This is a genomic window from Streptomyces sp. NPDC030799 (assembly GCF_055572255.1).
The window spans coordinates 686,109-707,570 of sequence record NZ_JBVIDS010000003.1 but is presented as its reverse complement, the minus strand read 5'-3'; the positions used below and the strand labels follow the sequence as shown (position 1 = coordinate 707,570).

The following is a 21,462-nucleotide window of genomic DNA, read 5'->3' as shown; positions in this document are numbered from 1 at the left end:
CCCTGCCGCCCGCGGAACGCCGCCGTTCGCGAGGGGGCCGGCGCCTGGCGCCCGCCCCCTCTTGAGTCCTGCGGAGTACGGACTTACGCCCCGCTCTCCCGCAGCATGTCCTCACGCTCGACGATCTTCACGCGCTCGCGGCCCTGCGGCTCGCCCAGGGCCCGCTCGGCGGCGTCCAGCTTGTACCAGCCCTCCCAGGTGGTGAAGCGGACCTGGCGCTCGGCGAGGAAGGCGTCCACGGCCTGCGGGTCGGGCGAGGCGGGCGTGTGCAGCCGGCCGCCCGCGTAGTCGTCCAGCAGGTTGGCGACGGTCTCGTTGGCGTCCCCCTTGGTGTGGCCGATCAGACCGATGGGGCCGCGCCGGATCCAGCCGGTGACGTAGGTGGACTGCAGAGGGGAACCGCCCTCCTCGATCACCCGGCCGCCCTCGTCCGGGACCGTGCCCGTTTCGAGGTCCCAGGGCAGCTTGGGCAGCTTCTCGGAGAGGTAGCCGACCGCGCGGTACACCGCCGTGACGTCCCAGTCCTTGAACTCACCGGTGCCCTTGACGTTGCCGGTGCCGTCCAGGGCGGTGCGCTCGGTGCGCAGGCCGACGACCTTGCCGTCCTCGCCGAGGATCTCCGCCGGGGACTCGAAGAAGTGCAGGAACAGCTTGTGCGGCCGGTCGCCGGCGTCACGGATCGCCCAGTTCTCCAGCGTCTTGGCGACCATGTCCGCCTGCTTGTTGCCGCGCCGGGTCTCGATCGAGCCCTCGTCGTAGTCGATGTCCTCGGGGTCGACGATGACCTCGATGTTCGGCGAGTGGTCCAGCTCGCGCAGCTCCATCGGGCTGAACTTCGCCTGGGCGGGGCCACGGCGGCCGAAGACGTGGATCTCCAGGGCCTTGTTGGCCTTCAGACCGTCGTAGACGTTCGGCGGGATCTCGGTCGGCAGCAGCTCGTCCGCCGTTTTGGCGAGGATGCGGGCCACGTCGAGCGCGACGTTGCCGACGCCGAGCACGGCGACCTTCTCCGCCTGGAGCGGCCAGGTACGGGGCACGTCCGGGTGGCCGTCGTACCAGGAGACGAAGTCGGCTGCGCCGTAGGAACCGTCCAGGTCGATGCCGGGTATGGACAGTTCACGGTCGGCCATCGCGCCGGTGGAGAAGATCACCGCGTCGTAGAAGGCGCGCAGGTCGTCCAGGCTGATGTCGGTCGGGTAGTCGACGTTGCCGAACAGGCGGATCTGCGGCTTGTCGAGCACCTGGTGCAGGGCGGTGATGATGCCCTTGATGCGCGGGTGGTCGGGGGCGACTCCGTACCGGATCAGGCCGAACGGGGCGGGCATGCGCTCGAAGAGGTCGATGGACACACCGGGGTCGGCGGCCACCTCGGACTTGAGCAGGGCGTCGGCGGCGTAGATCCCGGCGGGACCGGCTCCGACGATGGCTACCCGCAGGGGGCGCGGCATGATCAGGTTCCCTTCGAGCGTGGATGGCGACTCGATCAAGGAGCCTAAACTAAGGCACGCCTAAGTTGGTACGGGGGTCAGGTCTATGACCTCATAAGTGGATCTTATGAGGTGCCCAGCGATGCCTTATGGCCCGGGGTGCGGGGACGGCGGTGGCGGTGACGTGGCGGTGACGGGCGGTGGCGGATGCGTCGACAGCCACCCCGGGGAAGGTCCCTTGGCCGGTCAGGCGGGTCGCACGATCCGGTGGATAGCCGACTCTCCGGCGCCGTAGACCGACTCCTCCCGTATAGACGATCCCGGGCCCGGCGCGTGCACCATCATGCCGCCGCCGACATGGAGCCCCACGTGCCGGTCGTCGTCGAAGAAGAGGACCAGGTCACCGGGCTCCATTCCGGCGAGGGTGACCGGGGTGCCGGCGAGCGCCTGCTGGTGCGCGGCGCGCGGCAGCGTGACCCCGGCGGCCTTCCAGGCGGCCTGGGTGAGGCTGGAGCAGTCGTACGAGTCCGGCCCCGTCGCACCCCATACGCACGGCTTCCCGATCTGCGCCCGAGCGAACGCGATGGCCTTGGCGGCCCGCGCGGCCCCGGGTGACTCGGGGAGGGGCGTGAAGGAACCCGTACCGGTCCCGGAGGCCCCGCCGGCCGACCAGGTGGACCAGGTGTCCTCGGCCGGCGTCGCGGTCACCGCTCCGTCCGGTGACGCCCACTGCGGCTGCTGCCACTGACCGGTTGCGGGGTCCGAGGGGGACTGCGTGGGCGGTGCGGCCGGGACGGGCACGGCGGTGAGCGCGGTTGGCGGTGCGGGTGGAACGGGCGCGGCTGCGAAGGGGGTTGGCGGCGTGGGCGAAAGGGAAGCGGGCGGCTCGGCCGCGAGGGGCGCGAGCGGTGTGGCCGGGTCGGGCATGGCCGGCGTGGTGGTCATGGGTGTCGGCGGTGTGGCCTCGACCGGCATGGCCGGTGTGTGTGTCGGCGGTGTGGCCGTGAACGGCGTGGGTGGTGCGACCGGAACGGAAGTGAGCGATGCCGTCGTGGCCGACTCGGGCGGCATGGGCGTGGCGGACGCGGGGGGTACGGCCAGAGCGCCGACGAGCTGGGCGGCGTACCGGGAGATCACATCGCTGGCGGCGGCGAGCTTGCGCTGGTTGGCGGCCTTGGACGCGGCGGGGGAGGGGCGGCCCGGCGCGGTGGGGCCGGGGAGCGCCCAGGGTTCCTGCGCCGGACTGTCCTGGGGCGCCGGCGGCCCGGTCACCGGGAGGACCGCCGTCTCGACGGGCCCCGGGCCGGCCGGCTCCACCGGAAGACCGGGCCCGGGAATCCCCGGCGCCGGCCGCGGTGCATCGAGGTCGGCCGGTACTGCCTGCGCTTGCGTACCCACCAGGGCCGCGGGGCCGGGCAGCGTCAGTTCCGGTGTGCTCGCGCCGCGCGCTCCCGCTCCGGCAAGACCGGTCAACTCGCGGGCTGCACCGGGCAGTTCAGGCCGCCGGGGAGCAGGCAGCGCGGCACGTCCGCCCTCTCGCGCAGCCCGGGCGAGCTGCTCGGGGTCCGGCGCCGGGCCGGCCGTCAGCTCGGCCACCGCGCGGTCGGCGGCCCGCTCCAACGCTTCGGACCGCCGAGCCGGCAGACCCGTACCCAGCGCGTCCGGTGTGCCGCCCGGACCACCACCGCCCATCCGGCCAAGGGAACGGCCCGTGGCCGGACGGGCGGGGAGCCGGTCGGCGGGCAGTACGGCGGGGACGGTCGGCCCGAGCTTGGCGCGCGCCATGTCGAACCACGGCCGGGCGACCTCGTCGAGAGCGGGATCCGGCCGCCGGCCCGACCGCTTGGCCAGCGGAACGCCCCGCGAGCGCGTCACCGAGGCCATGGCCCGGGTCGCGTTGTAGTTCCCGGTCGCGTTCTCGGCCTGATCGTAGAGGGAGTTGATCCGCTGCCGGACCTCGTCCCGCTGCGGAACCTCGTCGCGGCTCTCCGGCGCCATGGAAGACATGCTCCTTCCTTGCCCCTCAGGGCAGTTGGGCCGTCTCGTCCGGCTCCGTCGAGTGCCGGGCGGCCTCGCGTCAACCTAGCCAACGTGTGTACCTCGTGTGAAGGTTGAGGCGTGGAATGTCCGATACGTATTTGTGATGTTCGTGGTGACGTTCGAAGGGGAAGAGGAGAGACCCCTGTTTCCCTGTGAGATACCGATGAATTCTCGAAGCCGTTGAACACATCGCCGCCGCCTTCCGTATGAAGCCGGGGAGCTCCATGCCCGACCGGCGCACACACCACACAGGGGACGACCTTGGCACGCAACAACCGCAGACGCCCGACGGGCGCACGACGCGCGACCTTCGCAGCGGTCGCCCTGATGCTGGGCGGAGGTGGCCTCGTCGTGGCGAACGTCTACGCCTCGGCGACCGAGGGCTGGGGTGGCGGGTCCGGTGCGAACGGCACCGGCCATGTCCTGTCCGCGGGCATGGCGACGATCGACTGCCCCGATGTCGGCAGCCGGCTGACCGCCGTACCGGACGCGGCCCGTTCCGACGTGGACCGCGAACTCGCCCTGCTGGACCGGCAGTCGGCGGCGGCGTACCGGCAGCTCCAGCAGCAGTCGGGGCAGGTCACCGGGCAGGCCACGGGACAGGCCACGGGGCACGCCTCCGGTTCCGTCGACGACACGATCATGAACCCGCTGAAGGAGCAGCGGGCCGCGGTGATCGGTCGGATCGCCGACGCCCTCGGCCGGGCGGGGGAGCGCCCGCAGGGCCTGGACGCCCTGGCCGCCTGCACTCTGCGGCCGGCCGGCGGCGGTGCGGGTGACGGCGCTCAGACCACCGCCGCCCCGACCGGGGGCACCCAGCAGACAGGCGCCGGCCAGGGCGGCAACGGACCGGTCGTCTCCGACTACGCGGACATCACCTCCGTACAGCCCGGCCTGCCGGCCCCGCCCCAGCAGGCCGACGCCTCGCGCGGCACCTTCTCCTCCGACTGCGGGGTCAACGCGAACGGCCTGTTCAACTCCGACAACGTCATCGTCGCCCCCGGCGTCTCCAACGGTGCCCACCACTTCCACGACTACGTCGGCAACCAGGGCAACAACGCCTTCGCCGGCGACGACGACCTGGCGAAGGCCGACACGAGCTGTGCCGACCAGGGCGACAGGTCCACGTACTACTGGCCGGTGCTGCGCCTGCAGAACGGCACGCAGGAACGCGACGCCGGATCCCCGGGCGGCGGCACCGAGGGCAACGCGGGCCGGATCGTCACGCCCAAGCAGGTCACGCTGACGTTCGTGGGCAACCCGCACGCCAAGGTCACCGCCATGCCACGGTTCCTGCGCATCATCACCGGCGACGCCAAGGCCTTCGTCAACGGGCCCGGCAACGCCAACGCGTCCTGGAGCTGCACCGGTTACGAGGACCGGCAGCTGAAGGACAAGTACCCGCTGTGCCCGCCGGGCAGCGACGTGGTGCGCACCTTCCGGTTCCAGAGCTGCTGGGACGGCCGCAACATCGACAGCGCCAACCACCGCACCCATGTGGCCTTCACCGCCACCGACGGCTCCTGTCCGGCCGGTTTCCGCCCCATTCCGCAGCTGGTGCAGCGCATCGTCTACGACGTCAAGGCGCCGAGCCTGCAGGACGGCGGCCGTACGGTGCCGCTCTTCGCGGTCGACTCCTTCCCCGAGCAACTGCACAAGCCCGTCACGGATCACGGCGACTTCATCAACGTCTTCGACGAGGACCTGATGCGCGACATGGTCGACTGCATCAACTCCGGCCGCACCTGCGGCCGCGGCGGCGACGGCTCCGGTACGACGCCGGCGCCCACGGCGAGTTCCGGCTCCGGTGCCACGGCTGCCCCGGGCGGCGGTGTGACGGCTGCCCCGGGCGGCGGTGCGACGGTCGCCCCGGGCGAGGGTGCGACGGAGCAGCCCGGTGGCACCGCCACCTCCGCGCCGGCATCCTCGGCGGCCCGGCCCACCGAGAGGCCGAGGACCGACGCGACGACCACTCCGCACCGCCCCACCCGGCAGGAACAGCCCGCGAAGCAGGAAGACCCCGCCGAGCAAGGTCGGTCCGCCAAGCCGGCTCAGCCCACCAAGGGGGACCAGCCCGCGCACCAGGACCGGCCCTCCCAGCAGAACGGCGGCACCACACAGCACACGCCCTCCAAGCAGGGCAGCTCCACCGAGCCGGCACCGCCCACGCCGACGTCCACGCCCGTCCAGTCCCCGCCCACCCAGTCCGCGCCCGCGCAGGCCACCGCCGCCGGACACGTCCCGCCCGCCTCCGCGCAGCCGCAACCGCAGGGCAAGCAGGGTGCACTCGCGGAGACCGGGGCGCATGTGTGGCCCGCGGTCCTCGGCAGCTTGCTCGCCCTGTCGGGCCTGATCATGCTGCTCCGGGCCAGGCGCCTGCGCTACTGACCGCCGCCGTCAGCACCGCTGCCCGCGACGTCCACGACCGGCCCGGCTCCACGGGCCGGTCGACGACCGTGGGATGAGTGCTGCCCGGCGGGTGTTCTCAGCTCAGCATGAGTGTCTGCTTGGCGAGTTCGTACGCGGGCCGCATCGCGTCGTGCTCCTCGCTGTCCATGCCGCCGAGGTGCAGGACGACCGGGCCGTCGGGCGTGCTGACCGCGAGGGCGGTCTCCTTCTTCGTCTCTTCCAGGAGCTTGCTGGTGTAGAGGTACTCCACCTCCACGCCGCTCAGCCCGCCGCCGGTCTTGACGGAGTGGTACTTCTCCTTGCTGACGTTGTCCTCCGCGGCGACGAACCGGCGCAGCACTGCGCCCGCGTCGGCATCCCCCGGCTTGCCGGTCCACACGCGCAGGAAGCCGATGTGGCCGGCCGGCTTGGCGTCGATCTCGCAGGCCGTGGTGACCGGGCCCTGGCGCAGCAAGGCGTCGGCGAGTGCCCCGTTCAGGTCGCCGTCGGAGCCCTTCGAGGTCTTCGACAGCTCCTTCTCGGCGTCGACCGGCTTGGCCTTCCAGCCCTTGGCGATGTCGAAACGGACGGGCAGTTCGCAACTCGAACCGGCCGCACCGATCGAACCGCCGCTCGCCGTCGCCGTCCCCCTGGCCCCCTCGCTCCGGGCGCTCGGCGATGCGCCGGAAGCGCTCTTCCCGGGACCGTCCGCCGACTCCGCGCACCCGCCGAGCACCGCCGCCAGCGCCACCGCCATGACCACTCTGCCCCACATGGACCCCACCCCGACCTGCACGTCCTTCTCCCCTCCTGTTCAGGGGCGTCACTGTAACCGAGGGCACCGGCAACGCCGAACGCCCTTCTTCGGGCCGGCCGGGCCGGTCGGTCGGTGAGGCAGCGGCTCGGGAGAGGACCGGACATGCGTGCATCCGTACCGGTCACGGCAGCCCCTCCCGTCCCTCCCGTGCACCGGCTCCACCCCGCCGCGCCGCCCGCCGCGCCCGCCGTTTGCGAGAGGACACGGGCGCACGGCAGGGTGCGGGGTGTGCCTACCTTGCTGATCGTCCATCACACCCCGTCGCCCAACTGCCAGGCGCTTTTCGAGGCCGTCGTCTCCGGCGCCACCACACCGGAGATCGAGGGCGTCCGGGTCGTCCGGCGGGCGGCCCTGTCCGCGACCGCCGCCGACGTCCTGGAAGCCGACGGCTATCTGCTCGGCACCCCGGCGAACCTGGGCTACATGTCCGGCGCGCTGAAGCATTTCTTCGACCAGATCTACTACCCCTGCCTGGACGAGACCCGGGGCCGGCCGTTCGGCTACTACGTCCACGGCGGCAATGACGTCACCGGTGCCGTCCGCGCCATCGAGGCCGTCACCACCGGCCTCGGCTGGCGCCGTGCGGCCGACGCGGTGACCGTCACCGGCGAGCCCGGCAAGGCCGACACGGAGGCGTGCTGGGAGCTGGGGGCGACGGTCGCGGCAGGGCTGATGCCGCAGGCGTGAGGGCCGGGCGGGCCCGTCGGCGCGGGCACCGGGGGCCGACCGAGCGCGCCGGTGGGAGCCCGGGCCTCCGCTGCCCGGACCGATGATGGCCCCACCTCCTGGCGGTGATTCCGGTGCCGCCCGCCCCGTTCCCCTCGGTGGACCCGTTCGGCCGCCGCACGGGTGAGGTGGCGGCGCGGTGCCGCGGTGTCACGGGACCGGCCCGCACCGCTGCCGGGGCTGTCGGCGAGCGGTCGTACGAAGAGGCCGACGGTGGCCTCCTCGGTGAAACCGTTGCGGCGCATCAGCCCGGCGGAGGCGGTGTTGCGCCGCTCCACGCCCGTGACCACGCACACCGGCCCGGCCGCCGCGAGCCGTCACCGTCCAGCATCACCAGGCAGGCCGAGTCCGGCGCGTCCAGGTGCCCTGCACCGGCCGACAGCGACCGGCCGGTGCAGGGCATGGCATCGGTGCCGTACACCCGGTGACCGAGGTCGAGAACCCGTACCCCGGGACCCGCCGCATCAGGGTTTGCGGGCCACCCCGACGTACACCGGCTGCTCCTCGCGGACCCGCATCCCCGGCTCCGGGTGCCAGTGCGGGGCCGACACGACCCCCGGCTCGTACAGCTCCAGGCCGTCGAAGAAGCGGGTCACCTCGGTGAGCGAGCGTGCCTGGACCGGGGTGCCGCCGGCGCGGTAGACCGCCACGACCCGCTCCCGGACCTCCGGGTCGAACTCACCGCTGCCGTGGGACAGCAGCAGGTGGCTGCCGGACGGCAGGGGGTCCAGCAGCGTACGGACGACGCCGTGCGGGTCCTGCTCGTCGGTGACGAACGGCAGCAGCGCGATCAGTGACAGGGCGACGGGCCGGGTGAGGTCCAGGTGCTCGCGGGCGTACTCCACGATCCGCTCCGGTTCCCGGACGTCGGCGTGCACATAGGCGGTACGGCCCTCGGCTGTGCCGTGGAGCAGGGCTTCGGCGTGCCGCAGCACGATCGGGTCGTTGTCCGCGTAGACGACACGGGCGCTCGGGGTGACGGCCTGGACGATCTGGTGCAGATTCGGCTCGGTGGGGATCCCGGTGCCCACGTCCAGGAACTGGTCGACGCCCTGGCGGGCGACGAAGCGGACGGCCCGGTGCATGAACTCACGGTTGGCCCAGGCCGTGTCCTTGACACCCGGGAACAGCTCCAGCACCCGCTGTGCGGCTTCGGCGTCCACGGGGTAGTGGTCCTTGCCGTCCAGGTACCAGTCGTACATCCGCGCCGAGTGCGGCTTGCCGGTGTCGATGCGCTCCGGGCTGAATCCGGTGTCTGTCACGTCGGCTCTCCAGGAAAAGTGGGGGGTTGATGGCTCGCGACGCCGGACGGGCGGGCGAGCGGGTGGTCAGCGGCAGCGGGAGGCCGCCGTACTGTCGTGGCGGTGCCAGACGGCATCGACCACACGGCCGTCAGGAAGGGTGTGCCGGGGCGGTCCCTCGTCCGCCACGAAGCCGGCGCGGGCCAGGGCCCGTCGGCTCGCGGTGTTCCCGGGCTCCGCGCCCGCCCGGACCGTGGTCAGTCCGGCATGCGTGTGGGCGAGCGCCGCGCCGGCGCGGAACAGCTCCGCGCCCAGGCCCTGGCCGCGGCAGGCCGGCGCCAGCCAGCCGCCCATCTCGCCCGTACGGTGCTCCAGTTCGAGGGCGCCGGCATAAGCGAGGTCGGATCTGCGCACACAGACCAGGAGCAGCGGATCGTCCGGGCCGGGTACGTACGGCTGCGCCAGCTTCCCGGGCACCCGGCGGCCGTCGTCACCGGCCGGCCGCCAGGCGAGCAGGGCCCTGCGGGTGCCGGGATCCGGGAGGACCTGATCCGCCTGGGTGCCGAGCCAGCGCTGTGCCTCGGCATCGGCGCCGGCGGCGAGCGCCGCCGCCACGTCGAGCCGGGTCCGGGGCGTGAACAGCAACAGCCGTTCGGTGGCCAGGGCGTGCCGGCCGCATCCGGGCTCGCACCGCCCGGGCGCGGGCAGCCCGGATGAGGCCCGCCTCCGGCGGATCATCGACCAGACCATGCACACCCCCGGCGGAACGCTCCGCGTGACGGACCCGGAACCCGCACGAGCCCCGAGCCCCGACGGATGCGGGCGCCCCGCACCGGCGGTGAATTTACCGGGCTTCGCGGGCGGATGGGGTGCGGGCGGGGGTGGTTTCGGTCCAAGGGCGGCGGTGTGGGGCGGTGGGGCGAGCGGGCGCGGCGCCCCGTGGCCACCGCCCCGCTCCGCCGGGGTGTTGCGGCGCTCCGGTGAGCGGGTCCCGGGTTCAGCCGGCGTGTTCCTGGGAGCCGGGCTTGGGGCGGGTGCGGGTCCAGGAGGGGTCGGCGGACGGAGTGGGGACGGGTGCGGTGTGGCGCATGGGAATCCTTCGGACGAGTGGGGGACGGTCCGTGGCGGGCAGGGGGGCGGATCGGGGGGCGCGGTTTCAGCCGTGGTCGGACGGCAGCTCCGCCCAGACGACTCGGGCGGGCCGACCGGACAGCGGCGTCACGCCCCAGGCGAGGCTCAGCGCGTCGACGAGCAACAGCCCGCGCCCGTGCTGGTCGTCCGGTCCGGGGCGGCGCGCCACTGGTGGCGCGGCGCCGCCTTCCTGGTCCTCGACCTCGATCCGTATCCGGTCCGCCGTGTCGTGCAGCCGGCAGGCGATCCGCCGACCGGCCGTGTGCATCAGGGCGTTCGTGACCAGCTCCGAGATCACCAGGACCGCGTCGTCCCGGCGGTCCTCCGGTACGTCCCAGGCGGTCAGCAGATCCTGCACGACACGGCGGGCCGCGCCCACGGCCGCCGGCCGGGCCGGGAGGTCGAAGGCGGCGGCGCAGCGGGAGGTCGGGGCCCTGGAGACGAGCCGGTCGGGGCCGAGGGGCCCAGGGAGTCGACCGAGGCGCTCGCCTCCGGGCGGTCTGCGGACACCGGCCTGGACCGGCGGTCGATGCGGAGGTTCCACGGCGTCCGCCGCGGGGAGCGGGTGGTTCCCGGTGTCCGGGGCCCCGCGCGGGGCGGCGAGGGCCGCGTCCGCCCGCCGGTCCGGCCCGTCCGTACGGTCCGGACCGCGACGTGGCCGCCGGTCGGCGGTGTCCGGCGCCCGGTCCGTCGCGTCGGCGCCGTCCCGTGGCTGCTGTGGCCGGTCGGCGGTGCCGGGAGTGCGGTGCGGTCCGTCGGGCGGGTCCGGGAGCCGGTGCGCCGGGTCGGTGATGCTCCGGGCCCGGTGGGTCTGCTCCGCGTCGGCAAGATCCCGGCGCGCGTACCTCGTGGAGTCCGGGGGCGGGATCCGGGCCGGGTCGTCCGTGGGCCGGCGCCGGGGGAGGACCGCGGGCAGGCGCAACGGGCTCGACGCCAGGGGCGTTCTCCGGTCCCCGGGTGGTCGGTGGAGCGGTAGGGGGAGGGAGGGCGGAGCCATCGCCGTGCGCCTTTCATCCGGCTTCGCGTGGGGGTGTCGGATCTGTGGCCGGCCGCTCGCGCAGCAGACGACACACCGCCTCCCACGAGGCCGTAGTGCGGCCCGGTCTCCCCCAACCCGGCCGCGCCGCCCGCTCCTTGGTCAGCCGGAGCAGTGAGTCCACTGTGGCACCTGCCAACAACGCTCCGCAACCGGCAAGTTGAAATTTGCAAGTAGCCAAGTGCATGCTGCTTCGGCCAGAACGTGATCGAATGGGTCGGGGAAGCGATCGTGTGCGACGGTGTCCCCGTGACCTGGTGAGGGGGTGTGAGGCGTGACCGAGGAGACCGACTGGGGTGGCGCCCCCTCCGTCCTGCGCATGATCCTGGGCCGGCAACTGGAGGAGCTGCGCACCCGGGCCGGCCTCGGCTACGCGGCGGCGGGCACCGCCATCGGGGTCAGCCACTCCACGATCCGCCGCATGGAGGCCGCCAAGGTGGCCCGGCTGCGGCTCGCGGACGTCGAGAAACTGCTCCAGGTCTACGGCGTCACCGACCAGGACGAGATCGACACCTTCCTGCAGTCCGTGCGCGAGGCCAACAAGCGCGGCTGGTGGCACACCTACCGCGATGTGATGCCCGACTGGTTCGCCGCCTATCTCAGCCTGGAGCAGGCCGCGTTGCAGATCCGCGCCTACGAGAACCAGTTCGTGCACGGCCTGCTGCAGACCGAGGACTACGCCCGCGCCCTGCTCGCCGCGGACCATCCGCACGCCTCCGTGGAAGCCACCGAACGCCGGGTCGCCCTGCGCATGCGCCGCCAGGAACTGCTGGCCCGCCAGGCGCCGCCGCGGGTGTGGGTGCTGATGGACGAGACCGTGCTGCGCTGGCCCGTCGGCGGACCGCAGGTGATGCGCGCGCAGATCGACCACCTCGTCGAGGTCAACCGACTGCCGCATGTCACCCTGCAGCTCATGCCGTTCGCCAACGGACCGCATCCGGCGCTTCGGGCGGGCGCCTACCACCTCTTCCGCTTCCGGGCCCGCGAACTGCCCGACATCGTCTACCTCAACGGCCTGGTCGGGGCCGTCTACCTCGACAAGGCCGACGACGTGGTGGTGTACCGGGAGTCGCTGGACCGGCTCGGCGCCCAGGCCGCGCCCGCCAGGAAGACGGAGGCCCTGCTCGGCGCGATCCGCAAGGAGCTGTGACACACCCACCTGCGCGTACGCAAGCCCCCACCCCCCGACCCGAATGGGAGACACGGCGTTGCCCGACAACGGATGGCCGGCCGACCGGATCGACACCGAGAACGCCCACTCCGCCCGCATCTACGACTACATCCTCGGCGGCAAGGACTACTACCCCGCCGACAAGGAGGCGGGTGACGCCATGGCCCGGGAGTGGCCCGCGCTCCCGGTCCACATGCGGGCCAACCGCGACTGGATGAACCGTGCCGTGCGCTGGCTGGCCGAGGAGGCGGGCATGCGCCAGTTCCTGGACATCGGCACCGGGATCCCGACCTCGCCCAACCTGCACGAGATCGCCCAGGCCGTGGCTCCCGAGTCCCGGGTCGTCTACGTCGACAACGACCCGATCGTCCTCACCCTCTCCCAGGGCCTGCTGGCCAGCGCGCCCGAGGGCCGTACCTCGTACATCGAGGCCGACTTCCGCGACCCGGCGGCCATCCTGGACGCCCCCGAGCTGCGCGAGACGCTGGACCTGGGCAAGCCGGTCGCGCTCACGGTCATCGCCATCGTCCACTTCATGCTCGACGAGGACGACGCGGTCGGTGTCGTACGCCGGCTGCTGGAGCCGCTGCCGTCCGGCAGCTGGCTGGCGATGTCCATCGGCACTGCCGAGTTCGCCCCCGAGGAGGTGGGCAGGGTCGCCCGCGAGTACGCGGCCCGCAACATGCCCATGCGGCTGCGCACCCTCGACGAGGCCCACGAGTTCTTCGAGGGGCTGGAACTGGCCGAACCGGGCATCGTCCAGGTGCACAAGTGGCACCCCGACGGCACCGGCGAGAAGGACATCCGCGACGAGGACATCGCCATGTACGGCGCGGTCGCCCGCAAGCCGTGACCGGCCGCTCGTCGTGACAGACCAGGGGCCGGGGTCCGACCCACCTCCCGGACCCCGGCCCCGCCTCCTTGCGCACGGCGGGACGGGCGGCTCCCCGGCCGGCAGGCCCCGATTCGTCGCGAGAGCACCCAACTCCCGGCCCACTGAGGCGGAATGACCGAAAGGGCGCGGAAACCCGACCGGAATTCGGCACAACCTTCCGGTTGCCTCATGTTCCGTGACAGGAGTGGGAAAAAAGCCGGGAGAAGCGGAACCGGCGCGAGGGAAATGCGGTCTTAAGGTCCGTCGACGGCCGGGATCAGCCCGGACGTACGAAACCGGGGGAATGAGACACATGTCCGTTCAGAGTCGTAAGACCCTCCTCACCGCGGTGGCCCTCGCCGGCGGCCTCACCCTGGCCGCCGTGGCGCCCGCCCTCGCGGGCACCGGCACCAGCCACACCACCCGCACCGCCGCCGTGTCCTCCGCGCAGGGCGACCCGCGCAACGTCACCCAGCACGTGGCCGACTTCTACGGCGCCTACATCGACGCCGTCTGGTCCACCGACGACAAGGCCGCGGGCGACGCCGCCAAGGCGCTGCGGGCCTTCTACCTCTCCGCCGCCGCGCAGAAGCACGTGGCGGCCTTCGAGAAGAAGGAGCACGCCGACGGCATCCTCTTCGCGCAGAACGTACCGGTGAAGTGGAAGGTGACCTACACCGGTTCCGGCGCCGGCCATGCCACCAGCCGGGTCACGCTCACCTGGAGCGACGGGCCGCACGCCGAAGTCAGCGCCATCGACGTGCAGTCCGACCTGAAGACCCTGAAGATCACCGACCTGAGGTCGGTCCGCTGACCGGGGGCGTGCGGTCCCGCCCCGCCCCACTCGGGGCGGGACTCACGCCTGCCGTGACAGTCATCGGTGCGCGGCGGAGCCACTGACCCGGCCGTGCTGGCGGCGCCGGTCCACGGCCGTGCGGTGCAGCGCGATGAGCGCGGCGTCGTCGTCCAGCCGGCCCCCGGCATGGGTGAGCAGATCGCGCCGCACATGGTGCATCAGCGCCTCGGGGCTGTCGTCGGTCCAGCGCCCAGCCCGCTCGGTGAGGGGATAGAACCGGCCGTGCGCGTCCCTGGCCTCCACCACGCCGTCGGTGTAGAGGAGCAGGGTGTCACCCGGCTCGAACGAGAACACGTCCAGCGTGTGCTCGGTGCTGCTCTGCACCCCGAGCGGCGGTGACGGGTGCAGACTCGGGACGGTGACGGCGTGGCCGGGGCTCAGCAGCAGCGGTGGCGGATGGCCGCAGCTGGTCATGCGGGTGACCGGATCCCGGTCCGGGATCTCCACCAGCAGCGCGGTGGCGAACCGCTCGCCCGCCTCCTCCGGCGGCTCCAGGTCCGCGGTGTGCCGGGTGATGCTCTGCTCCAGGACGGCCGCCAGCTCCGCCAGCGGGATGTGCCGGTGCGCGCTCTCCCGGAACGCCCCGAGCAGCAGCGCGGCCTCGCCGATGGCCGCCAGGCCCTTGCCGCGGACGTCGCCGATCAGGACGCGTACCGCGCCGTCGCACCGGGTTGCCGCGTACAGGTCGCCGCCGATCTGTGCCTCGTCCTCGGCGGCCAGATACAGCGAGGCGATCCGCAGCGGCCCGATCTGCTCCGGCAGCGGCCACATCAGCACATGCTGCGCCGCCTCGGCGACCGTGCGGACCTGGGCCAGCTGTGCCTGCCGACGCTCGCGCAGCGCGCTGTACAGCACCAGCAGCACCGAGAGCACGGCGAGGGTGATGATCTGCACGACGTGGTTCGTGGTGCCGATGCCGCCATGGGTGACCCCGATGAGGATCTGGGCGGCCAGTGCGAGCGCCCCGATCGCCGCGGTGGTGCGCGGACCGGCGATGGAAGGCGTCAGTGCCGGTGCGATCACCAGGGCCGGGCCCAGGTGGACGCTGTAGGGGGCCTGTGTGTCCACCACCGTGATCACCACGATGAGCGCGACCGGGAGCAACAGCAGCGGATGTGCCGACTGCCATGGCTGCCGCCAGGCCGCCCCGAGCCGGGGTTTCATTCCTACAGCGTGCTCCCGGGCCGGACGGCACGCACGTCACGCGGGAAGGATCCGCCCCCTGCGCTTCCGCCCGGCCTCGCCCGCGCACGCCGAGACCGCGCCGTCACAGGTCTGTTCCCACTCCAGGCGACCTGCTGCCTGCCGCCGTCCTGGCGGAGCGAACCGCCGCGAACCGCCGTGCGGTGCGCCGTGTCGGTGCGGTCGCGCCGGGTACCCGTACGCCCCCGGGGCGGAACCGGCCACCCCGGGGGCGCCCGGTGCCGTGAAGGAGAGGTCATGACACACAACGGGGAGGACACCGCGCCCCTCCGGCGACCGGAGGTCACCGAACTGCGACTCGCCCAGGACGGAACGGACCGCTCCACCGCCTCCGCGCCGGGGCAGCCGGACCTGCCGCACGACCGCAGCCAGGCGATCCTGGAAGCCGCCAAGGAGATCGGCGCCCTCTTCAAACGCGCCGGCCACCGTTTCGCGCTCGCCGGGAGCGTGGCCGTCTACGCCCACGGCGGCAGCCGCTACCTCCAGCACGACGCCGACTTCTGCGTCCTGCCCGACGACGCCGAGACGGTCGCCGCCACCCTGCGCGAGGCGGGCCTCGACGTGCGCACCCCGCCCGAGGACTGGCTGCTGAAGACCACCTGCCGCGGACAGAACGTCGACATCATCTTCGCCCTCGCGCACCAGCCCGTCACCAAGGACCTGCTGGAGCGCGCCCATGTCCTGCCGGTCGACTCGGTGCTGATGCCCGTCCTGTCCCCGACCGACCTGATCCGCAGCCTGCTCAGCGCCTTCTCCGAGCACTACTGCGACTTCGGGGCCGTGCTGCCGGTCGCCCGGGCCGTGCGCGAGAAGGTCGACTGGCAGGAGGTCCGGGACACCTGCGGCGAAGAGCCCATGCCGGCCGCCTTCCTCTTCCTCCTCGAACGGCTGCACGTGATCGACCCCCAGGAGGGGCAGCCATGACCGACACGAGCCCGCCGCCCCCGCCGGCGGCCGGCAACCTGGACTACCGCGTCGCCCACCTCGCCGAGCACCTGGCCGCCGGACCGCTCGGGGAACTCGGCGTACGACTGGAGATGCGCGGCGACGCCGTCCTGCTCACCGGCACCGTGCCGTCCGCCCAGTGCCGGGACGAGATCTGCCACATGGCCCGCGAGGAACTGGCGGGGCACCCCGTCCACTGCGACATCCTCGTCGCAGGGACCTCCTCGCCCGACCATGGAGAGGACCTGACATGATCCGCGTCGCGGCCGTCGGGGACATCCACATGGGCCCCGAGAGCCAGGGCACGCTGCGCCCCTCCTTCGAGACCCTGCCCGGGTGCGCCGACGTCCTGCTGCTCGCCGGTGACCTCACCCGGCACGGCACCCCCGAGGAGGCCGCGGTCGTCGCACGGGAGATCAAGGACCTCGGGGTGCCGGTCGTCGCCGTCCTGGGCAACCACGACCACCACGACGAGCGTCCCGAGGAGGTCACCACCATCCTCCGGGACGCCGGCGCCCATGTGCTGGAGGGGCAGGCCACCGTGGTCGGCGGCGCTGGTGGGACCCGGATCGGGGTCGCCGGGACGAAGGGCTTCGGCGGCGGTTTCGTCGGACGCTGTGCCGGGGAGTTCGGCGAACCGCTCATGAAGGAGTTCGTCCGCTACAGCCGCCGGTGCGCCGACGGTCTGCACGACGCCCTGAAGGAGCTGGCCGACTGCGACGTGCGGATCGCCCTGACCCACTTCTCGCCCGTGCCGGACACCCTGGCCGGCGAGCCGCCGGAGATCTACCCGTTCCTCGGCAGCTATCTGCTCGCGGAGGCGATCGACACCGGCGGCGCCGACCTGGCGGTGCACGGCCACGCGCACGCCGGCACCGAACACGGCATGACCAGCGGCGGCGTCCGCGTGCGGAACGTGGCCCAGCCGGTCATCGGACAGGCCTTCCACGTGTACCACCTGCCGGGCCGGGAGCAGCACACGCAGGAGTGAGCCCCGCGGCCCCGGGGGGCGGGCGTCAGGCGGCCGTGCCCAGGGCCGCGCGGCCGGTCACGTCGCCGTCCTTCGCGGTCACGGTCACCGGCACCACGACGCCGCGCCGCCGGACCAGCAGGCCCGCGCCGATCGACCCGGCGATCAGCAGACCACCGGCGACCAGGGCGCCGCGCGCACCGGCCCACTCCATGAGCAGGCCCAGCAGGGGCGGCCCGCCGAGGCCCCACACCGTGCCGATGCTGCTCCACACCCCGAGCACCCGGCCGCGCAGATGGGCGGGAGGGTCGGTCTGCAGGACCGCCGTACCGGCGGTGTCGGAGACGGACTCCACCACGGCCATGGGCAGCACCAGCACCATCAGCACGGCCAGCGACGGCGACAGGCCGGCGACGACCTGGAGGAGGGCGCCGGCGGCCGCCAGCACTCCCACGGTCCGCACGGAGGGCTTGCGCAGCCGGGCGCCGAGGACCGCACCGATGATGCCGCCGACCGCCAGCACCGTGGAGACGGTGCCGAAGGACCCGGCGCCGCCCGCGAGCGGTCCGGTGACGAGGACGGCGAGCGTGAGGCCGTAGTTGCGGCCGAAGACCGAGCTGATCCCGGTGATCCCGGCGAGAGCCATCAGCCGGGGCCGGCGCACGAAGAACATCAGCCCCTCCCGCACGCTCATCTCCGCCCGCTCCGGAACGGCCCGAGCCTGTGCAGCCGGCTCGGTCACCGCCCCGTGCACCGGCCGCAGGAAGGGCACGACCGACGCCACGAACAGGAACGACAGTCCGTTGGCGGCGTACGCGGAGGCCGTGCCGAGGAACCCGACGGTCACACCGGCGAGCGCGGTGCCGGCCAGCCGGCCCGCGCTGTGCACGAGGGCGCCCACTCCGATCGCCGACGGCACGTCCTCCCGCGGCACGAGATCGTTGCCGAGCAGCGCACAGGCCGGCCCGTCGACGGTGGCGATGATGCCGGTCACGGCGGCGAGCGCGAGCAGCGCCGGCATGTCGATCCGGTCCAGCGCCACCAGCAGCGCCGTGGTGAAGGCGACCGCGCCGAGCAGCGCCTGGCTCACGGCGACGGTCAGCTTCCGGGGCCAGCGGTCCACGGCCGCGCCGCCCAGCAGGCTCACGAACAGCGCAGGCGCCGCCTGCACGGAGATCGACAGGCCGGTCGCCGCGGCGGAACCGGTGATCTGCAGCACGAGCAGGTTCTGCACGGTGAGCTGCATCCAGGTGCCGGCGTTGGACACGAAGTTCGCGGCCGACCACCAGCGCATGCCCCGATGCCGCAAGGAACGCCACGGCGAACGCGAGGCGGGAGCGGAACCGGGCACGGACGTGGACAGGGCAGGAGCAGAGGGCACGGCGGGGTACTCGACAACCAGGGAGGGAGACAGGGACCGGCGGAACCCGTCGGGCCGGCTGCACTGCGCGGCCGGGCCATCCCCGGTCAGGGCGCCGACCATGGTGGCAGACGGGAGGGGACAGTGGTCGCCACGGCACTCGCCGGAGCGTCGCTGCGAGCCCCAAAGTCCCGCATGCCTAGGCCCATTGGGCCTCGCGTGTGGTTCCTCACAGACCCCCGTGTGCGGCACTGCGCACCGGCTGGAGACAGTCCCCGCGTCCTGCCGAAGCGGACCCGCACACGTGACGCGCACCACGGCCGCACGGCGGCACCCGAACCCCGGTCACGCTCCGGTGCGTTCGATCAGTGGTCGGCGCGGAAGCGGGCCCCGTTCCACCATCGGCGCAGCTCGGCGCACCCCGATGCCAGGCACGTCGTTGGGCGGGGCATGAAGATCATCACCCGCGCCGCGCTTGCCGCCGCGACTCTCGTCCTGACCGCCGCCGTCCCCGCCCTGGCAGACGGGGACCACGGGTCCACCCAGACCGGCCAGAAGGGCTCGTCCGGCTCTGCGGCCAACTCCCGGAACAGCAGCCCCACGAAGATCAACCTCGACGAGGACTCGGACGCCGACTACTCGCAAGGACTTCTTCCCCGCGTCATGGGACAGCTGCTCTAGCGGTTCCCGAACGATGCGAACCGGCCTCCGGCCCAGGACCGTCGCGTCCCTGCCGGAGGCACCCCGCGATGAGGCACGTCGTGACGGGCGCCCCTAGCGATTGACAGTGCGCATCCCCGCCTCGTCGTACCGCTCGCCCGCCACCGCAGGCAGCTCCGCGTCGATACGGGCCAGGTCCTCCCCGGTCAGCTCGACGGCGACCGCGGCGGCGTTCTGCTCCAGGTAGGTGCGGCGCTTGGTGCCCGGGATCGGGACCAGGTCCTCGCCCTGGGCCAGGACCCAGGCGATGGCCAGCTGGGCCGGGGTCACGTCCTTCTCGGCGGCGATCTCCTTCACCTTCGCCGCGAGCCGCAGATTCGCCTTGAGGTTGGCGTCCGTGAAGCGCGGGTTGGCGCGGCGGAAGTCGTTCTCGTCCAGCTCGTCCGGCGAGGTGAAGCGGCCCGCGAGGAAGCCGCGGCCGAGCGGGGAGTACGGCACGAAGCCGATGCCCAGCTCCCGGCACGCGGGCAGCACCTCGGCCTCCACGTCCCGCGTCCACAGCGAGTACTCGCTCTGCACCGCGGTGATCGGGTGCACGGCGTGCGCCCGCCGGATGGTCTCCGCGCTCGCCTCGCTCAGCCCGATGCAGCGCACCTTGCCCTCGGCGACCAGCTCGCCCAGCGCGCCGACCGTCTCCTCGATGGGCACGTCCGGGTCGACCCGGTGCTGGTAGTACAGGTCGATGTGGTCGGTGCCCAGCCGCTCCAGCGAGCCATGGACCGAGCTGCGCACGTGCTCGGCCGAGCCGTCCTGCCGGCCGATCGTGCTCATGTCGCCGGGTACGGCGTCGTCCATGCGGTAGTTGAACTTGGTCGCGATCACGTAGTCGTCGCGATGTCCCCGTATCGCCTCGCCGACCAGCGACTCGTTGGTCAGCGGGCCGTACACCTGGGCCGTGTCGAGGAAGGTGACGCCCAGTTCCAGGGCCCGCCGGATGGTGGCGATGCCCTCCTCCCGGTCCGCGGAGCCGTAGAAGGCGGACATCCCCATGCATCCGAGGCCGATGGCCGATACCTGGAGGTCCCGCAGACTGCGCTTCTGCATGCGATGTCCCAGCCTTTCCTGCACTCGATCGTCGTTCCGTACGGCACGGGGTCCTGCTTCGTCCCGCTTCCATCTAGCGACGGATCGCGGCACCCGGCATCCCGTGGGGGAGGCCGGGTACGGGCACCCGCGTGCCGGACGCCGGCGACGCTACGAGTTGGAGCGCTCTCGAAGTCAAGGCGGACCCGGCGCCGGGCTGCGCATCCAGCCGTACCGGCAGCTCGAACAGGTCGCAGAAGCCTTGTTCCGGAGGACGGGTCCGTGGGGAGGGAGGTTGCCTCGCGGCGCCGGATTCACGGCCGCGCGGACCTGTGGGTCTTCCCACACCCGCGCGTCCCCCTGACGGATCTTGACGCCCGTCTGCCGGATCGCTGAACTGTCACCGATCAGGTCGAACGTCGGTAAAACGCCCCGCACGGTCCGACCGCCGGAAGCGGGGTGAAGGGGGCGAGGGACATGACGGGGGAGCCGAAGGCGATGGGCTGCCGTGCCTCATGACCACTGAAGGGCGCAACGACCTGTGCCGCTTACTGCTCGCACGGCTCGGCCGGTTCACCGGGCGGACGTTGCGGGCCGAGTGGCGCGCCATCGTCGTCGACCCGGTGCACCGCCTCACGCGGCGTGGACTCTCCGCGCTCCTGCTGGGTTTCGTCGCCGCGTCCGGCGTCGTTTTCTTCCACGACATCGCACAGCACCCGCTCGGCCGGCTGTGGGTCCAGCGGCTCGGGGGCGTCACCGGTGACCTCCCGCTGTGGCTGGCGCTGCTGCGCACGCCCGTGTCGCTGTACGTCCCCGCGCTCGACCTGCCCGTGTGGGCGGGCATCACCTCGCTGTTCCTCTCCTTCGCCCTCGCCGAACTGGTCGTGGGCCGGGCCCGGACCCTGGCGATCGCCTATGTCACCACCCTGGCCGGCACGCTCGTCGCCCGCGTGATGATCGCGCTGGGCCCCGGCTGGTGGGGTTTCGGCCTGCCGCACGCGTACGGGCAGGTGCTCGACACCGGGCCCTCCGCGGCTGTCGTCGGTCTGTTCACCTATCTCTCGGTGATCAGGCGCGCGCCCGTGGTGTTCACCCTGACCGGCGGCTCGATGGTGTGGGAGTCCCTCGCCGTGCCCAACCTGGCCGGGCGCGAGCATCTGATCGCTGTGGGCTCGGCGATCGTCCTCGGCCTGCTGCACGGCCGCCGCGCAGGCCTGCGTGCATACCTACGGTCCCTGCTGCCCACGCGCCACCGCATGCCCGCGCAGACCCGGCACTGCGCTCCCGCGCCCGCGGAGACCTCGCACCGCACCCCCGTACCCGCGGAGACCCGAGACGGTCACCCCGCGAACGCCGGCCCTCCGGGGATCCCCGTGTCCGCCCTGTCCCGCACCGCACCCGCTCCGGCGTCCGCCGACCGCGCGCACGACGCGGTGATGACCTCCCTGGAATGCTGAATGCCGATGCCAGAACGACCGAGTGTGGCGCCGCCCACCCCGTCGATGTGACGGTTTTCGCACGTCGACACGCGCGG

The 21,462-nt window shown here is 72.9% G+C and carries 19 protein-coding genes; 10 read left to right on the top strand and 9 right to left on the bottom strand.

The window, feature by feature from the left end; all coding sequences use genetic code 11:
- Positions 1-83 precede the first annotated feature (83 nt).
- Complete coding sequence (locus ACZ41I_RS10660; protein WP_468326320.1) at positions 84-1,448, bottom strand: FAD-dependent oxidoreductase; 1,365 nt, start codon at positions 1,446-1,448, stop codon at positions 84-86.
- Positions 1,449-1,673: 225 nt separating this feature from the next.
- A complete protein-coding gene (locus ACZ41I_RS10655; RefSeq protein ID WP_468513824.1) occupies positions 1,674-3,434 on the bottom strand; it encodes a C40 family peptidase in 1,761 nt (586 codons plus the stop codon).
- A gap of 360 nt (positions 3,435-3,794) precedes the next feature.
- Between ACZ41I_RS10655 and ACZ41I_RS10650 the strand changes: the two genes are divergently transcribed.
- Entirely contained in the window at positions 3,795-5,855 is a 2,061-nt protein-coding gene (locus tag ACZ41I_RS10650; protein WP_468513878.1) for a DUF1996 domain-containing protein, read from the top strand.
- A 97-nt stretch (positions 5,856-5,952) separates the two neighbouring features.
- Here ACZ41I_RS10650 and ACZ41I_RS10645 read toward each other — a convergent pair whose 3' ends face one another.
- Positions 5,953-6,651 (bottom strand): lipoprotein, encoded by a 699-nt coding sequence (locus ACZ41I_RS10645; RefSeq protein WP_468513823.1) that lies wholly within the window; start codon positions 6,649-6,651, stop codon positions 5,953-5,955.
- A gap of 249 nt (positions 6,652-6,900) precedes the next feature.
- Here ACZ41I_RS10645 and ACZ41I_RS10640 point away from each other — a divergent pair, with 249 nt between their 5' ends.
- Complete coding sequence (locus ACZ41I_RS10640; protein ID WP_363220541.1) at positions 6,901-7,359, top strand: flavodoxin family protein; 459 nt, start codon at positions 6,901-6,903, stop codon at positions 7,357-7,359.
- Positions 7,360-7,862: 503 nt separating this feature from the next.
- Here ACZ41I_RS10640 and ACZ41I_RS10635 read toward each other — a convergent pair.
- The 3 genes from ACZ41I_RS10635 to ACZ41I_RS10625 form a co-directional block, all read right to left on the bottom strand.
- A complete protein-coding gene (locus ACZ41I_RS10635) occupies positions 7,863-8,660 on the bottom strand; it encodes an SAM-dependent methyltransferase (protein ID WP_363220542.1) in 798 nt (265 codons plus the stop codon).
- Between the two features lie 66 nt (positions 8,661-8,726).
- The gene (locus ACZ41I_RS10630) at positions 8,727-9,377 is read right to left on the bottom strand and encodes a GNAT family N-acetyltransferase (protein ID WP_363220543.1); all 651 of its coding nucleotides are present in this window, start codon (positions 9,375-9,377) and stop codon (positions 8,727-8,729) included.
- A 418-nt stretch (positions 9,378-9,795) separates the two neighbouring features.
- Positions 9,796-10,692, bottom strand: coding sequence for an ATP-binding protein (locus ACZ41I_RS10625; protein ID WP_468513822.1), 897 nt, complete (start codon positions 10,690-10,692; stop codon positions 9,796-9,798).
- A 388-nt stretch (positions 10,693-11,080) separates the two neighbouring features.
- On the opposite strand from ACZ41I_RS10625, the gene ACZ41I_RS10620 reads away from it, so the two are divergent.
- The 3 genes from ACZ41I_RS10620 (at position 11,081) to ACZ41I_RS10610 (ending at position 13,665) form a co-directional block, all read left to right on the top strand.
- Positions 11,081-11,956, top strand: coding sequence for a helix-turn-helix domain-containing protein (locus tag ACZ41I_RS10620; protein ID WP_468326221.1), 876 nt, complete (start codon positions 11,081-11,083; stop codon positions 11,954-11,956).
- Between the two features lie 58 nt (positions 11,957-12,014).
- Complete coding sequence (locus tag ACZ41I_RS10615) at positions 12,015-12,830, top strand: SAM-dependent methyltransferase (protein WP_363219602.1); 816 nt, start codon at positions 12,015-12,017, stop codon at positions 12,828-12,830.
- 334 nt (positions 12,831-13,164) lie between these two features.
- Positions 13,165-13,665 carry a hypothetical protein gene (locus ACZ41I_RS10610; RefSeq protein ID WP_363219603.1) on the top strand — a complete coding sequence of 167 codons (501 nt, stop codon included), beginning with the start codon at positions 13,165-13,167 and terminating at the stop codon, positions 13,663-13,665.
- A 60-nt stretch (positions 13,666-13,725) separates the two neighbouring features.
- Here the strand turns inward: ACZ41I_RS10610 and ACZ41I_RS10605 are convergent, their stop codons facing one another.
- Positions 13,726-14,871 (bottom strand): PP2C family protein-serine/threonine phosphatase, encoded by a 1,146-nt coding sequence (locus tag ACZ41I_RS10605; protein ID WP_399769724.1) that lies wholly within the window; start codon positions 14,869-14,871, stop codon positions 13,726-13,728.
- Between the two features lie 276 nt (positions 14,872-15,147).
- Here ACZ41I_RS10605 and ACZ41I_RS10600 point away from each other — a divergent pair, with 276 nt between their 5' ends.
- The 3 genes from ACZ41I_RS10600 to ACZ41I_RS10590 are packed head-to-tail and all read left to right on the top strand — an operon-like array spanning position 15,148 to position 16,846.
- Entirely contained in the window at positions 15,148-15,834 is a 687-nt protein-coding gene (locus ACZ41I_RS10600) for a nucleotidyltransferase family protein (RefSeq protein ID WP_468513821.1), read from the top strand.
- Entirely contained in the window at positions 15,831-16,109 is a 279-nt protein-coding gene (locus ACZ41I_RS10595) for a BON domain-containing protein (RefSeq protein ID WP_363219606.1), read from the top strand. Before ACZ41I_RS10600 ends, ACZ41I_RS10595 begins: the two co-directional genes overlap by 4 nt.
- On the top strand, positions 16,106-16,846 hold the full coding sequence (locus ACZ41I_RS10590) for a metallophosphoesterase family protein (protein ID WP_468513820.1): 741 nt from the start codon (positions 16,106-16,108) through the stop codon (positions 16,844-16,846). The genes ACZ41I_RS10595 and ACZ41I_RS10590 overlap by 4 nt, the downstream gene beginning before the upstream one ends.
- Positions 16,847-16,871: 25 nt before the next feature.
- Here ACZ41I_RS10590 and ACZ41I_RS10585 read toward each other — a convergent pair whose 3' ends face one another.
- On the bottom strand, positions 16,872-18,119 hold the full coding sequence (locus ACZ41I_RS10585) for an MFS transporter (RefSeq protein ID WP_468513819.1): 1,248 nt from the start codon (positions 18,117-18,119) through the stop codon (positions 16,872-16,874).
- Positions 18,120-18,635: 516 nt separating this feature from the next.
- Between ACZ41I_RS10585 and ACZ41I_RS10580 the strand changes: the two genes are divergently transcribed.
- The gene (locus tag ACZ41I_RS10580) at positions 18,636-18,866 is read left to right on the top strand and encodes a hypothetical protein (RefSeq protein ID WP_399769716.1); all 231 of its coding nucleotides are present in this window, start codon (positions 18,636-18,638) and stop codon (positions 18,864-18,866) included.
- A gap of 93 nt (positions 18,867-18,959) precedes the next feature.
- Here ACZ41I_RS10580 and ACZ41I_RS10575 read toward each other — a convergent pair whose 3' ends face one another.
- Complete coding sequence (locus ACZ41I_RS10575) at positions 18,960-19,949, bottom strand: aldo/keto reductase (RefSeq protein WP_363219609.1); 990 nt, start codon at positions 19,947-19,949, stop codon at positions 18,960-18,962.
- Between the two features lie 494 nt (positions 19,950-20,443).
- On the opposite strand from ACZ41I_RS10575, the gene ACZ41I_RS10570 reads away from it, so the two are divergent.
- The gene (locus ACZ41I_RS10570) at positions 20,444-21,385 is read left to right on the top strand and encodes a hypothetical protein (RefSeq protein ID WP_468513818.1); all 942 of its coding nucleotides are present in this window, start codon (positions 20,444-20,446) and stop codon (positions 21,383-21,385) included.
- Positions 21,386-21,462 lie beyond the last annotated feature (77 nt).